The organism is Microlunatus sp. M237 (assembly GCF_056896895.1).
In genome coordinates this window covers 197225-210588 of sequence record NZ_JBXHBL010000002.1, presented here as the reverse complement: position 1 = coordinate 210588, position 13364 = coordinate 197225, and the positions used below count along the sequence as shown (strand labels likewise).

14 protein-coding genes are annotated in these 13364 nt (G+C 70.0%); 7 read left to right on the top strand and 7 right to left on the bottom strand.

Annotated features, from left to right (window positions below):
- Nucleotides 1-7: 7 nt before the first annotated feature.
- Nucleotides 8-493 (bottom strand): universal stress protein, encoded by a 486-nt coding sequence (locus tag AC1XX3_RS07205; RefSeq protein WP_483320408.1) that lies wholly within the window; start codon nt 491-493, stop codon nt 8-10.
- Between the two features lie 94 nt (nt 494-587).
- On the opposite strand from AC1XX3_RS07205, the gene AC1XX3_RS07200 reads away from it, so the two are divergent.
- On the top strand, nt 588-1658 hold the full coding sequence (locus tag AC1XX3_RS07200; RefSeq protein ID WP_483320407.1) for a glycerate kinase: 1071 nt from the start codon (nt 588-590) through the stop codon (nt 1656-1658).
- Between the two features lie 145 nt (nt 1659-1803).
- A complete protein-coding gene (locus AC1XX3_RS07195; protein WP_483320406.1) occupies nt 1804-2169 on the top strand; it encodes a HesB/IscA family protein in 366 nt (121 codons plus the stop codon).
- A 102-nt stretch (nt 2170-2271) separates the two neighbouring features.
- Here the strand turns inward: AC1XX3_RS07195 and AC1XX3_RS07190 are convergent, their stop codons facing one another.
- The gene (locus tag AC1XX3_RS07190; RefSeq protein ID WP_483320405.1) at nt 2272-2526 is read right to left on the bottom strand and encodes a sulfurtransferase TusA family protein; all 255 of its coding nucleotides are present in this window, start codon (nt 2524-2526) and stop codon (nt 2272-2274) included.
- Nucleotides 2523-3668 (bottom strand): cysteine desulfurase family protein, encoded by a 1146-nt coding sequence (locus tag AC1XX3_RS07185; protein WP_483320404.1) that lies wholly within the window; start codon nt 3666-3668, stop codon nt 2523-2525. The genes AC1XX3_RS07190 and AC1XX3_RS07185 overlap by 4 nt, the downstream gene beginning before the upstream one ends.
- Nucleotides 3669-3805: 137 nt before the next feature.
- Here AC1XX3_RS07185 and ctaC point away from each other — a divergent pair, with 137 nt between their 5' ends.
- The 4 genes from ctaC (at nt 3806) to AC1XX3_RS07165 (ending at nt 7331) form a co-directional block, all read left to right on the top strand.
- On the top strand, nt 3806-4714 hold the full coding sequence (ctaC, locus tag AC1XX3_RS07180; protein WP_483320403.1) for an aa3-type cytochrome oxidase subunit II: 909 nt from the start codon (nt 3806-3808) through the stop codon (nt 4712-4714).
- Nucleotides 4711-6534: an aa3-type cytochrome oxidase subunit I gene (gene ctaD, locus AC1XX3_RS07175; RefSeq protein ID WP_483320402.1), complete on the top strand. Its 1824-nt coding sequence runs from the start codon at nt 4711-4713 to the stop codon at nt 6532-6534. Before ctaC ends, ctaD begins: the two co-directional genes overlap by 4 nt.
- Nucleotides 6531-6926, top strand: coding sequence for a cytochrome c oxidase subunit 4 (locus AC1XX3_RS07170; RefSeq protein ID WP_483320401.1), 396 nt, complete (start codon nt 6531-6533; stop codon nt 6924-6926). Before ctaD ends, AC1XX3_RS07170 begins: the two co-directional genes overlap by 4 nt.
- Nucleotides 6927-7058: 132 nt before the next feature.
- Entirely contained in the window at nt 7059-7331 is a 273-nt protein-coding gene (locus AC1XX3_RS07165; protein ID WP_483320400.1) for a DUF2277 domain-containing protein, read from the top strand.
- A gap of 1 nt (nt 7332) precedes the next feature.
- On the opposite strand, the gene AC1XX3_RS07160 is transcribed toward AC1XX3_RS07165, so the two are convergent.
- The 3 genes from AC1XX3_RS07160 to AC1XX3_RS07150 form a co-directional block, all read right to left on the bottom strand.
- Nucleotides 7333-8559 carry a glucose-1-phosphate adenylyltransferase family protein gene (locus AC1XX3_RS07160; RefSeq protein ID WP_483320399.1) on the bottom strand — a complete coding sequence of 409 codons (1227 nt, stop codon included), beginning with the start codon at nt 8557-8559 and terminating at the stop codon, nt 7333-7335.
- A gap of 17 nt (nt 8560-8576) precedes the next feature.
- The gene (locus tag AC1XX3_RS07155; RefSeq protein WP_483320398.1) at nt 8577-9077 is read right to left on the bottom strand and encodes a mycothiol transferase; all 501 of its coding nucleotides are present in this window, start codon (nt 9075-9077) and stop codon (nt 8577-8579) included.
- Nucleotides 9078-9191: 114 nt separating this feature from the next.
- The gene (locus AC1XX3_RS07150) at nt 9192-10655 is read right to left on the bottom strand and encodes a GuaB1 family IMP dehydrogenase-related protein (protein ID WP_483320397.1); all 1464 of its coding nucleotides are present in this window, start codon (nt 10653-10655) and stop codon (nt 9192-9194) included.
- A gap of 77 nt (nt 10656-10732) precedes the next feature.
- On the opposite strand from AC1XX3_RS07150, the gene AC1XX3_RS07145 reads away from it, so the two are divergent.
- Nucleotides 10733-12157 carry an MFS transporter gene (locus AC1XX3_RS07145; protein WP_483320396.1) on the top strand — a complete coding sequence of 475 codons (1425 nt, stop codon included), beginning with the start codon at nt 10733-10735 and terminating at the stop codon, nt 12155-12157.
- Nucleotides 12158-12174: 17 nt separating this feature from the next.
- On the opposite strand, the gene AC1XX3_RS07140 is transcribed toward AC1XX3_RS07145, so the two are convergent.
- Nucleotides 12175-13254 (bottom strand): VIT1/CCC1 transporter family protein, encoded by a 1080-nt coding sequence (locus AC1XX3_RS07140; RefSeq protein ID WP_483320395.1) that lies wholly within the window; start codon nt 13252-13254, stop codon nt 12175-12177.
- Nucleotides 13255-13364 lie beyond the last annotated feature (110 nt).

Genomic DNA, 13364 nt, shown 5'->3' with positions numbered 1-13364 from the left:
AACGGCGCTACTCCGCCGGCTCTGCCTTGGTGATCAGCACCGGACAGGCGGCGTACCGGGCGCACTGGTCGCTGACCGAGCCGAGCACCATCTCGGCGAAGCCGCCCAGGCCGCGGGAACCGACGACGAGCATCCGCGCTCCCCGGGACGCTTCGATCAGCGCCTTGGCCGGGCTGGTGCAGAAGACCTGATAGCTGACGTCCACGTCGGGAAAGCGGGCGACGACGTGCTTCGTCCGGGCCACCAGGTCGTCACGGACCGCCTCGGCCAGCTCGTCGTAGGAAGAGACATAGCCGAACTTCCAGTTCGCCGGCCGCGGTGCCGTGGCGATCGACCAGGCGCGGACCACGGTGACCGGCGCGCCAAGCTGCTGAGCCAGGTCCAAGGCGGTGATCAAGGCCTCGTCCGCGCCGACCGACCCGTCGTGTCCGACCACGATGTTCGCGGCCTCGACTGCCTCGACCTGCTCGTCCGATGTGACGTCTGCGGACATCTGCGTTCCTCTTCTGCTCGCCTGCGGGGAATCTCACTCTAGCCGTCCGGACGCCGACCGGTCTCCGCGACGAGGGTGCTGGGAGGATGGCCCCATGCGAGTGCTGGTGGCGACTGACGCGATCGGGGCGCTGTCCTCGTCCCGGGCCGGCGCGGTGCTCGCCCGGGGCTGGCCGAACGCCGAGGTCAGCGTGGCGCCGGTCGGTGAGTCCGGTCGCGGCCTGCCGCAGGCGGTGGCTGACATCTGGGGCGTTGAGCTGCGGACCGGCGTCCTGGGGCACCGGGTGGTGAGCCTGGCTGACACCGAGGACGAGCTGCTGGTGGCGATCGAGCCAGCGGTCGGCTCAGCCACGCCGGGCATCCCGTACGACGCATCCTCCGCCGATCTTGGTCGCGCCCTGCGGGCGGGACTCGAGGCTCGCACCGCACCACCGCGACGGGTGGTGCTTGACTGTGCCGGCCTGCACGCCCATGACGGGGGAGCGGGGCTGCTCGCTGCCCTGGGCGCCACCGCCGACCGGCCCCTGGACCTCGGGGTGCGTGGTCTGCACGGCCTCACCGAGGTCGACCTGACCGAACCGCGGCGGCTGCTGTCGGGCGCCGAGCTGGTGGCCGTGGTGCCCACCGACGAGCTCCACCAGCCGCTGCTCGGGCTGCGCGGGATCACCTCGCTGCGCGGGCGACTGCCGGGGGCCGACCCCGGCCTGTTGCTGTCCACCGACGCCGACCTCGAGCAGTGGGCCCGGCTGCTCGGTCCGGACCTCGCCGGCCACGACGGGTCGGGCGCGCTGGGCGGGATCGGGGTGGCGGTGGCGGCCCTGGGCGGGCAGCTGGTCAGCGGTCCGCAATGGGCTCTGCGCCGGCCGGCGGTGACGACGGCGTTGTCTCGCGCTGACGTGGTGGTGACCGGCTGCAGCGTCTTCGACTTCGCCGGCCGCGGCGGCCCGGTGGTGGCCGAGGCGTCCCGACTGGCCGCTGCGGCGTTGCGGCCGTGCATCGCCGTGGCCGGGGAGGTGCTGATCGGCGGTCGGGAGATGCGCACCATGGGGGTGGAGGCGGCCTACGCCGTGCGTGAGTCGACGCTGGACGTGCCCACCGGTGGCGATGTGTCCGAGACCGAGCTCGCCGCCCTCGCCCAGCGGGTCGGGCGTTCCTGGCAGTGGTGAATCTCACCCGGACGAGGGATTTCACCGCCGGGCAGGTGGTTGGCCTATCGGCCCGGCCGTTCTAGACTGAGCGGGCAGGAACAGCCGACCGAGCGTCGGCGTTGCACCTGTGAGCAGACGAACCGCACCCAACTGGGAGACCTATATGACTGCAACCGACCAGACCACCGTCGACGCCCCGGCTGCTGACGGCATCGTGCTCAGCGAGGGAGCAGCCTCCAAGGTGAAGGCCCTGCTCGACGGCGAAGGCCGCGATGACCTGGCGCTGCGGGTGGCCGTCCAACCGGGCGGATGCTCCGGGCTGCGCTATCAGCTCTTCTTCGACGAGCGCAACCTCGACGGCGACGTCGTCAAGGAGTTCGGCGGCGTGCATGTGGTCACCGACCGGATGAGCGCCCCGTATCTGATGGGCGCGACCATCGACTTCGTCGACACTATCGAGAAGCAGGGCTTCACCATCGACAACCCGAACGCGACCGGCTCCTGCGCCTGCGGCGACAGCTTCCACTGATCGCGGCGTTCGACCTCAGGGCTCAGCCCTGACCTGCAGACGAAAGCTCTCTGCCCCCACCGAGTCCGGGGGCAGGGAGCTTTTTTTCTGTGCTCGCTGCCGCTAGGCGTCGCTACGGCGGATCCGGAATCGAGGCGGGTCGGAGTCGAGCAGCTGCTGGCCTCGCATCCGGGCCCAGGCAGCCACATCGGGTATCGCCGCAGGGTCGTCGGCCAACAGCACGATGTCGGCCCCGACCGCCACGTCGCCGAGGTGTCTGGCCAGCTCGATGATGGGGCGTGGGCACTTCATCCCGCGGCAGTCCAGCACCAGTGCCGGCTCGTCGTGACCCGGCTGCGGGGACCCGGTGGTGCTCATGGTGCTCCCAGCCGGCTGCGGATCCCGCTGACCACGCCCGGCAGCGCGTCCAGGAACGCGGCCACCTGGGCCGGGGTGGTGCTCCGGGTCAGTCCCAGGCGCACATTGCCGTGGGTGAGCGCGCCCATCGCGGCCAGCACGTGGGAGGGATGCTCACTGCGGGCGCTGCAGGCCGATCCGCTGCCCACGGCGAACCCGGCGCGGTCGAGCTCCACGGTGAGCGTCTCGCCGTCCACATACAGGGCGGAGAAGGTGAGCAGGTGGGGGAGCCTGGCATCCGGGTCCCCGGCCACGTCGACGTCAGCCACGGTGGCCGCGATCCCGTCCCGCAGGGTCGCGACCAGGGCCCGCTGCCGGGCGGCCACCGCCGCCTGCTCGTCGAGCCAGGTCTCCAGCGCGACAGCGGCGGCGAAGATCGCCGCCACGTCGGGTGCTCCCGGCCAGCGACCGTCTTGATAGTCGTCGACCGGGTACGGCGCCCGCCATCGGACTCCCCGGCGCAGCACCAGCAGACCGACCGAGGTCGGCCCGCCGAAGGCCGCCGCCGATCCGGTCAGCACCGACCACCCGGCCAGGTCCTCCAACGGCACCCGCCCCAGGGCGCTGGTGGCGTCCACCACCAGCGGTACGTCGGCCGCCCGACAGGCCGCGGCGGCGTCGGCCACCGGCTGAAGTGTCCCCACCTCGTGGTTGCCCACCTGCAGGCACGCCGCCGCCACGCCGGGCTCGGCGGTTGCGGCGGCCCAGGCGGCGAGGTCGAGGCGGCCGAGCCGGTCCACCGCCACCGTCTTCGGCTCCCCGTACGCAGCGGCCGCAGCCAGCACCGCGGAGTGGTCCACGGCACTGGTGACCACGGTGGACCCGGTCCGCCGTCGACCACGGGCCAGCCCTGCCACCGCCGCGTGGGCGGAGTGCGGACCGGAGGCGGTGAAGACGACCTCGTCGGGGCGGGCACCGATCGCGGCGGCAACCAGCTCACGCGCCTTGTCCAGAGCCTGCGCGGCCCGCCGTCCGGCCCGGTGCAGGGCCAGCGGGTCCGCCCAACCGGCGTCCTGAGCCGCCAGCCACGCCTCCCGGGCCTCTGGCAGCAACGGCTCGCCTGCGGAAGAGTCCAGGAAGACCGGTGTCGTCGACTGCGTCACAGCGAGCAACTTACGCCCCAACCGGTCGCGGCCGATCGGCCGTCCTGGGTTAGGGTGAAGACTTAGTGACCGACCCCCACCGGCTCCGGCCCACGGGTGTCGTGTCCGTTCTTCTGGACCGACTTGAAAGGCACGACGTGGGTGGCACCGAGATCATCCCCACCCCCGCTGGGAACGCTTCAGCGAGGGACGGGCAGCGCGCTGCGCGAGACGGGCAGCGTGTCCGCTCCGGCCGACGGCGTTCGCTGGCCGGGCTCGTCACGCTGGGCGCGCTCGCCCTGGCTGGCTGCAGCTCGGGCGACGTCGCTTCGCTGAAGCGGCTCGGCATGCCCGAGTCCGCCAGCGACCGGGCGCCGGCCATCCATGACCTGTGGATCGGGACCTGGATCGCCGCCGGTGCCATCGGTGTGCTGGTGTGGGGGCTGATCCTGTGGGCGGTGATCCGTTACCGGCGCCGCAACGACGAGCTGCCGCGGCAGAACCGCTACAACCTCCCGATGGAGGTCTTCTACACGCTGGCGCCCTTCATCATCATCGGCGTGCTCTTCTACTACACGATCCTGACCCAGGACAAGGTTCTGGCCAAGGTCCCCGACCCTGACCACACGATCGTGGTGAACGGGCAGAAGTGGTCATGGGTGTTCAACTACCGCGAGGCGGACAACCCGGCGGTCGGCAACGACGTCTGGGAGGCCGGCACGATCTCCAAGACGCCTGATCTGTATCTGCCGGTGAACCAGTCGGTTCGCTTCGAGCTCTCGTCGTCCGACGTCATCCACTCCTTCTGGGTGCCCGCGTTCGCGTTCAAGATGGACGTGGTCCCCGGCCGCCTCAACTCCTTCGACATGACCCCCACCCGGGAAGGTGTCTTCGCCGGTAAGTGCGCCGAGCTGTGCGGCACCTACCACTCGGCGATGCTCTTCAACGTGCATGTGGTCAGTGAAGAGGAGTACAACACGTATTTGAAGTCTCTGGCCCAGAGTGGTCAGATCGGCCAGGCCATCGGTGGCGGTCAGGCCGATTCCGGAGGAGGAAGCGTTCGATGACGACCCTGGACCGTACGGTCACTGCGCCTGAGCTCGTGACGCCGAAGCGAAAGCTCGGCACGATCTCCTGGAAATGGTTGGTCACCACCGACCACAAGGTGATCGGCAACCTGTACTTCATCACGTCGATGATCTTCTTCGCCTTCGGTGGTCTGCTGGCGCTGGCGATCCGGGCCGAGCTGGCGTTCCCCGGTCTGCAGTACCTGTCGTATGAGACCTACAACCAGTTCTTCACCATGCACGGCACGATCATGCTGCTGCTGTTCGCGACCCCGCTGTTCGCGGGCTTCGCGAACGCGATCATGCCGCTGCAGATCGGCGCCCCCGATGTCGCGTTCCCGCGCCTCAACATGTTCAGCTACTGGCTCTACCTGTTCGGCGCCCTGATCACCGTCTCCAGCTTCTTGTCGCCACAGGGTGCCGCCAGCTTCGGCTGGTTCGCGTACGCCCCACTGAGCGACGCGGTGAACTCGCCGGGCGTCGGTGGCGACCTGTGGATCATGGGTCTCTACATGGCTGGTCTGGGCACCATCCTCGGCTCGGTGAACTTCATCACCACGATCATGTGCATGCGCGCCCCGGGCATGACGATGTTCCGGATGCCGATCTTCACCTGGAACATCCTGGTCACCTCGATCCTGGTGCTGATCGCCTTCCCGATCCTGGCCGCGGCGCTGCTGGTGCTGGAAGCTGACCGGACCCTTGGGGCTCATGTGTTCGATGCCTCGACCGGTGGCCCGATCCTGTGGCAGCACCTGTTCTGGTTCTTCGGCCACCCCGAGGTCTACATCATCGCGCTGCCGTTCTTCGGCATCGTGACCGAGATCCTGCCGGTCTTCAGCCGCAAGCCGATCTTCGGCTACGTCGGACTGGTGGGCGCCACGTTGGCGATCGCCGCGCTGTCGGTCGCGGTCTGGGCCCACCACATGTATGTCACCGGTGCGGTGAACCTGCCGTTCTTCTCCTTCATGACGTTCCTGATCGCGGTGCCGACGGGGGTCAAGTTCTTCAACTGGATCGGCACCATGTGGGGCGGAAACCTGTCCTTCGACACCCCCATGCTCTGGGCCGTCGGGTTCTTGACCACCTTCTTGTTCGGTGGTCTGACCGGCGTCGTGCTGGCCAGCCCGCCACTGGACTTCCAGCTGTCGGACTCCTACTTCGTGGTGGCGCACTTCCACTACGTGGTGTTCGGCACGGTGGTGTTCGCGATGTTCGCCGGGTTCTACTTCTGGTGGCCGAAGTTCACCGGCCGGATGCTGGACGAGACGCTGGGCAAGATCCACTTCTGGATCCTGTTCATCGGCTTCCACACCACCTTCTTGGTGCAGCACTGGCTCGGGGTGGAGGGGATGCCGCGTCGTTATGCGGACTACCTGCCGAACGAGGGCTTCACCCTGTTGAACCAGATCTCTTCGGTGGGGGCGTTCCTCCTCGGTGCCTCGATGCTGCCGTTCCTGTGGAACGTGTGGAAGTCGCGGAACGCGCCGTTGGTCCACTCCGACGACCCGTGGGGCTGGGGTCGGTCGCTGGAGTGGGCGACGTCCTCGCCGCCGCCTCGGCACAACTTCACCTCGCTGCCGCGGATCCGTTCGGAGTCGCCGGCCTTCGACCTGCACCACCCGGAGGTGGCGCTGGCGGAGTACGACGACATGGGTGCCGATCGGGACGGCCTGATCGACGCCGGCGAGGACGAGGGCAGGGTCGAAGAGCTGCAGTCGCGGGTCGACGGCCGCTCCGAGGACCGCGTCGGCGAGTCCGAGACGCAGACCAAGTCGCCGAACGTGGCGACCGACGAGGAGAAGGAGGCCGGCCGATGAAGGCTGAGGCATGGGTCTTCGGTGCGCTGGCCATCTTCTTGGTGCCGGTCACCCCGATCTACTGGTTCATGAGCAAGGACCCGACCGGCACCGCCGCCCTGGTGCTGACCTTCTTCCTGGCTTTGATGATCACCGGCTATCTGGCCCTGATCGCGAAGCGGCTGGACCCACGTCCGGAGGACCGCAAGGGCGGCGAGATCGCCGAAGGAGCCGGCGAGCTCGGCTTCTTCCCGCCGCAGAGCATCTGGCCACTGGCCTGCGCGGCGGCCTTCGGCCTGATCGTGCTCGGCCCGGTCTACGGCTGGTGGCTGACCATCCTCGGGTTCGGGGCGGGCATCATGACCTGCACCGGCTGGATCTACGAGTTCTACCGCGGCGAGCACGCGCACTGAGCTACGCCGCAAGCGTTCACAGCCACCCCGTGGGTCTTCCCGCGGGGTGGCTGTTGCGTTTGCTGGGCACCCCGGGGCGCGACGGCCATGTGACCTCTGGTCTGATCCCGGCGGCGGCGTTATCGTCGACGCATGTGCCGAAACATCCGTCCGCTCAACAACTTCGAGCCACCGGCCACCGGCTCGGAGGTGCATGACGCCGCCCTGCAGTATGTGCGCAAGATCGCCGGGACGACGAAGCCCTCCAAGGCCAACCAGGAGGCGTTCGACCGGGCGGTCCATGACATCGCCCACGCCACCGAGCACCTGTTGGCGGAGCTGGTCACGGTCGGACCGCCGAAGAACCGCGACGAGGAGGCCGCCAAGGCGCGCGCCCGCAGCGCCAAGCGGTTCGCCAGCGCCTGATTCAGGCGGTAGTACCCGGCTCCAGCCGGGCACCCGCGGGCACCCGTACGCCCTCGCCGACCGTGGAGTCCCGCCCGATCATCACGATCTGGTCCGTGGCGGGCTGGTCGCCGGCCGCCGCCGCACCGACGGTGGCCCGGGCCGCGATCTGCGTGCCCCGGTCGACGATGGCCCAGTCGACGGTGGCGTCGGCCTCGACAGTGACGTGCTCGAACACCACGCTGTCGCGGACAGTGGCGCCCGCAGCGACGACCACGCCAGGGCTCAGCACGCTGTTCACCACAGTGCCCCCGATGTCACAGCCCGGGCTGACCAGACTGTCCGAGACCATCCCGCCGGCGTGGATGCGGGCCGGCGGACGCGGCACTCCGTTGGTGATGATCGGCCAGGACGGGTCGAACAGTCCGAGGTCGGAGAACAGCAGCTCACGGTGCGCGGCCAGGTAGGTCTCCGGCCGGCCCAGGTCGCGCCAGTAGCCCTGCAGCGGATGGGCGTACGTCAGGCCGCGCTCCACCAGCCGGGGCAGCAGATGCTCGCCGAAGTCGCCGAGCCCTGACTGCTCCGGGTCGGCGCGTCCGGCCTGCTCCCGGTGGATCTCCTCCAGCACCTCGATCAGCGGGCCGGGGGAATAGACGAACACCTCGGTCGCCACCACCTCGGTGTCGGGCCGGTCGGGCTTGTAGGCGAAGCCGGTGACCAGGTGGTCGGCGTCGAAGGTCACCGTGGCGTGGTTGCCGGCCTCCTCCCGGGGCACCTGTGTGGTCACGATCGTGCATTCCGCACCCCGTTCCAGGTGGCGCTGCACAACGTCGGTGTAGTCGAGCCGATAGACGTGGTCGGAGCTCATCACCACGACCACGTCGGGGTCGTGGGTGCGGATCATGTCGCGGTTCTGGAGCAGTTCCTCGGCGTTGCCGCTGACGAAGCCCGAGTCCACCTCCGACCCACTTCCCTCCTGCGGCATCACCAGCTTGAAGCCGCCGTGGTGGCGGTCCAGGTCCCACGGCTTGCCGTTGGCCACGGCGTCCGACAGGTCCTGAGCCAGGTACTGCACCGACAGCCAGACGTCGTCGACACCTGAGTTGCGCAGGTTGGACAGCGGGAAGTCGATCAGCCGGTAGGACCCGGCGAACGGCAGCACCGGTTTGGGGCTTTCGCGGGTCAGCACATCCAACCGGCTGCCGCGACCGCCTGCCTGGATGATGGCGAGGATCCGGGGGAGACGCATCGGGGGTGTTCCTCTCCTCAGGCGCGCTCGGCGAGCCCGCGTACGTAGGCTGCCTGCCCGACATGCTGCAGACAGTCGCTGATCACGCTGACCAGCCGGACCGCCACGGTGACCGGCGGGTCCCAGCTGTCGTCGACCACTCGGGCGAGCTCGTCGGCGTTCAGCCGGTCGAGATAGCGGGCGGTCGCGGCGTTCACCGCTTCGTGGTAACCCGCCAGCAGCTCTCCGCTCACCCGGACCTGTGCAACGTCACCGGGGGACTGGCCGTAGCCGGTCGCGTCGGGGTCGAACGGCAGCGCGAACCGGTCGCGCCACTGCGGCCAGACCTGCTCGGTGCCGGCCGCGTCGGCGACATGGTCGTCCTGGACCCGGCTGAGGTGCCAGATCAGCCAGCCGATGGTGTTGGCCTCCGCGTCGGGCCGGAAGGTGGCCAGCTGCTCGGTCAGGCCGGTCGTGACGGCACCGACCTCCTCGTGCACACGGCCGAAGGCGTCCTTCAGCACGGCGATGTCACTCATGGGTCCTCCTGCGGGTTGCCCGGCACAGCGGTGCCGGAGATCAGGGTCGCTCCCAACGTACGCCTGGCGCGCGTCCCGGCCGGGATCGGGACCGGGCCGGGAACGGGGTGCGGCTCACCAGCTGGCGTGCAGCGGACGTCCCTCGTCATAGCCGGAGCTCGCCTGGACCCCGACGACGGCGTAGGAGTGGAACTCCTCCAGCGTCGCCGCGCCGGCGTAGGTGCAGCTGCTTCGGACGCCGGCCACGATGGAGTCGATCAGGTCCTCCACGCTCGGGCGCTCCGGGTCCAGATACATCCGCGAGGAAGAGATGCCTTCTTCGAACAGCCCGGCCCGGGCCCGTTCGAAGCCCGACGAGCTCTTGGTCCGCAGCTTGACCGCCCGCGCGGAGGCCATGCCGAAGGACTCCTTGTACAACCGGCCCTGAGCGTCGGTCATCAGGTTGCCGGTGCTCTCGTACGTCCCGGCGAACCAGGAGCCGATCATCACGCTGCCGGCGCCGGCGGCCAGGGCGAGCGCGACATCGCGGGGGTAGCGGACACCGCCGTCGGCCCAGATGGACTTTCCCGCCGCGCGGGCCGCCGCCGCACATTCCAGCACGGCACTGAACTGCGGACGCCCGACCCCGGTCATCATCCGGGTGGTGCACATGGCGCCCGGGCCCACGCCGACCTTGACCACGTCGGCGCCGGCGTCGATCAGGTCGTTCACGCCGTCGGTGGCGACCACGTTGCCCGCCACCAGCGGGATTCGCCGACCGCCCGCCTCGGCCTGCCGGTCCCGAACCTCGCGAACCGCCTTCAGCGACTGCAGCATCTTCTCCTGGTGGCCGTGGGCGGTGTCGACGACCAGCACGTCGATGCCGGCACTCAGCAGCGCCTCGGCGCGACCGGCGACGTCACCGTTGATGCCGACCGCGGCGCCGATGATCAGCCGACCGTCGGGGTCCAGGGCAGGGGTGTAGAGGGTTGAGCGGAGGGCGTGCTTGCGGGTCATCACGCCGAGCAGCTGGTCACCGTCGACCACCAGCGCCACCTCCAGGTGCCGCGTCGCCAACGCGTCGAACACCTCGGTCGGCGCCATCCCCGCCGAGACGGTGAGGAGATCGTCCGACATCACCTCGTGCACCTGGGCGAACCGGTCGACCCCGACGCCGTCAGCCTCGCTGACCGTACCGAGCGGTCGGCCCCCCTCCACGACGACAACCACCCCGTGCGCCCGCTTCGGCAGCAGCGACAGCGCCTCACCGACCGTGGTGTGCGGATCGACCGAGACCGGGGTGTCATAGACCGGGTGTGAGCCCTTCACCTTGGCGATCACCTGGGCCACCACATCGGTCGGGATGTCCTGCGGGATGATGGCGACCCCACCACGCCGCGCGACGGTCTCGGCCATCCGTCGGCCGGAGATGGCCGTCATGTTGGCCACCACCAGCGGCAACGTGGTGCCGATCCCGTCCGTGCTGGTGAGGTCGACCTCGAGCCGTGAGGTGAGAGCCGAGCGGCGGGGGACCATGAACACGTCGGCGTAGGTCAGATCGTGGGCAGGTGGACTCGTCAGGAAGCGCACGCCAGCCATTATGACCCGCCCGCGGCGAGACGACGCCCGGACCGCTATAGCGTGATCCCGCCGCAATGCTGATGAGAAGGAGCGCCATGACGAGAACTGACGGGCCCGGCGGACTAAACCGGCCGCTGGCGCTGCTCGTCGCCGGCACCCTCTTCATGGAGAACCTCGACGGCACCATCATCGCGACCGCGGCGCCGTCGATCGCCGCCGACCTCGGGGTGGAGGCGGTGGCCATCAACGCCGCCATGACCAGCTATCTGCTGGCGCTGGCGGTGGGGATCCAGGCCAGCGGCTGGCTCGCTGACCGGTTCGGCGCCCGGCGCATCTTCCTGTCTGCCATCGTCGTGTTCACCCTCGCCTCCGGCCTGTGCGCCCTCAGCCCCGACCTGCTCACGCTGTGCCTGACCCGGGTGCTGCAGGGTCTCGGCGGCGCGATGATGGTGCCGGTCGGGCGGCTGGTCGTCTTGAAGGCCACCCGCAAGAGTGAGCTGCTGGAGGCCATCGCCTATCTCACCTGGCCCAGCCTGGTGGCGCCGGTGATCGCGCCGACGCTCGGCGGGCTGATCAGCGCCTACGCGCCCTGGGAGTGGATCTTCCTGGTCAACCTGCCGCTCGGGGTGCTGGCGTTCGTGGTGGCGCTGCGGGTGGTCCCGGATCTCGCGCCGCAGCGAGTGGCCGGACTCGACTGGGTCGGCTTCGCCCTGTTCGCCGCCGCCACCTGCGCGCTGGTGCTCGGCCTCGAGCAGGTGGGCGTCGAGGCGCGGTGGCCGTTGGCCGTCGGCGGGGTCCTGGTCGCCGTCGTGCTGGGCGCCGTGGCCGTGCGCTGGATGCGTCGGCGCGAGCATCCCCTGGTCGACCTGTCGATCCTGCGGGTGACGACCTACCGGCAGTCCAACACCGGTGGCGCGGTCTATCGGCTGGTGATCTGCGCCGTCCCGTTCCTGCTGCCGCTGATGTTCCAGGAGGCGTTCGGCTGGTCGCCGGTGCGCTCCGGCCTGCTGGTGATGGCGGTGTTCATCGGCAATCTCGGCATCAAGCCCACCACGACGCCGCTGATCCGCCGGTTCGGGTTCCGTACCGTCCTGCTGGCCGGGATCGTCGGCTCAGCCCTCACCTTCGTGGCCTGCGCGCTGATCACCCCACAGACCCCGTGGCCGGTGATCGCCGCGGTGCTGGTGGTCAGCGGTGCCTTCCGGTCGATCGGCTTCACCGCGTACAACTCGATCCAGTTCGCCGACATCGCGGCGGAGGACCTGAGCGGGGCCAACACGTTCTCGTCCACGGTCGGCCAGCTGGCCGCCGGCCTCGGGGTGGCGTTCGGTGCCCTGGCCCTGCGGGCGGCCGACGCCCTCGGTGAGGCGGCTTCGGTCGCCGACGACCGGCTGTTCGACTACCAGGCCGCGTTCGTGGCGCTCGCCGTGGTGATGGTGTTCCCCTTGGTGGAGACGCTGACCATGTCCGCCCACGCGGGCGCCGAAGTGGCGGGCCGGCGGGCGCCCGTACGCTCCTGAGCTGCGTCGCTGCCGGCTCAGACCGGACCGGTGCCCAGCGCCAGCCCGAGCAGGTACGTCATCGCGGCCGCGCCGTAGCCGATCAGCAGCTGGCGGACGCCACGCCGCAGCGGTGACGCGCCGGACAGCAGGCCGACCACCGCACCGGTGGCCAGCAGCGTCAGACCGACCAGCACGGCGGCCACCACCACGGCAGTCAGCCCGGACAGGCCGAACAGATACGGCAGCACCGGGATGACCGCCCCCGAGGCGAAGAAGCAGAAGCTGGACACCGCAGCGCCCAGTCCGGTGCCGATGGCCTCGTGCTCGTCGACGTCGACCTCCACTGCCGGCGCGGCCAGGTCCTGGCGCAGCTCGCGGAGCATCTCCACGGCGTGCGTCTCAGCCTCGTCCGGCGCCATCCCGCGGGCCCGGTAGACCAGCGCCAGCTCGTTGGCGTCGACGTCGAGAGCCGGCAGCACGGTGTGGGTGTCGGTGGCGGGGGAGGATGCCTCGAGCAGCTCCCGCTGGGACCGGACCGATACATATTCGCCGGCTCCCATCGACAACGCGCCGGCCAGCAACCCGGCCAGCCCGGTCAGCAACACGATGTTGGTGGAGACCCCGCTGGCGCTGACGCCCATGATCAGCGACAGGTTGCTGACCAGGCCGTCGTTCGCCCCGAAGACGGCGGCTCGGAAGGAGCCGGACAACCGGCTCCGACCCCGGGCGGCGAGGCCGCGGACGACCTCCTCGTGGATCCGCTCGTCGGCGGCCATCCGGGGGGTGGCGTCGGAGTCCTGCTCGTACGGGGAGCGGGCCTCGGCCCGCTGAGCCAGCGCCAGCACGAAGACCGAGCCGAACCGGCGGGCCAACCAGCCGAGCAGCCGGGTCCGGAGGTCGCCCCGCAGCGGGTGCCCGACATCGTTGCCGAGCAGCTGCAGCCAGTGCGCCTCGTGGCGCGACTCGGCGTCGGCCAGCGCCAGCAGGATGTCGCGTTCCTCGCCCTGGCGGCGACCGGCGAGATCGCGGTAGACGGCGGCCTCGGCCCGCTCGTCGGCCAGGTACTGGCGCCACCGGCGGATATCGCTCCGGCTCCGGCCCGCGCGTTCGTTCATGGTGCTGCCTTCGGTCAGTCGGGTCCGTGCTTGAGGACCCAAGTTAGCGGCGTGCTGGCCTGCTGTCGCATCGACGGCACCCGCCCGTCGGAGCAGCAGGTGCCCAGCCA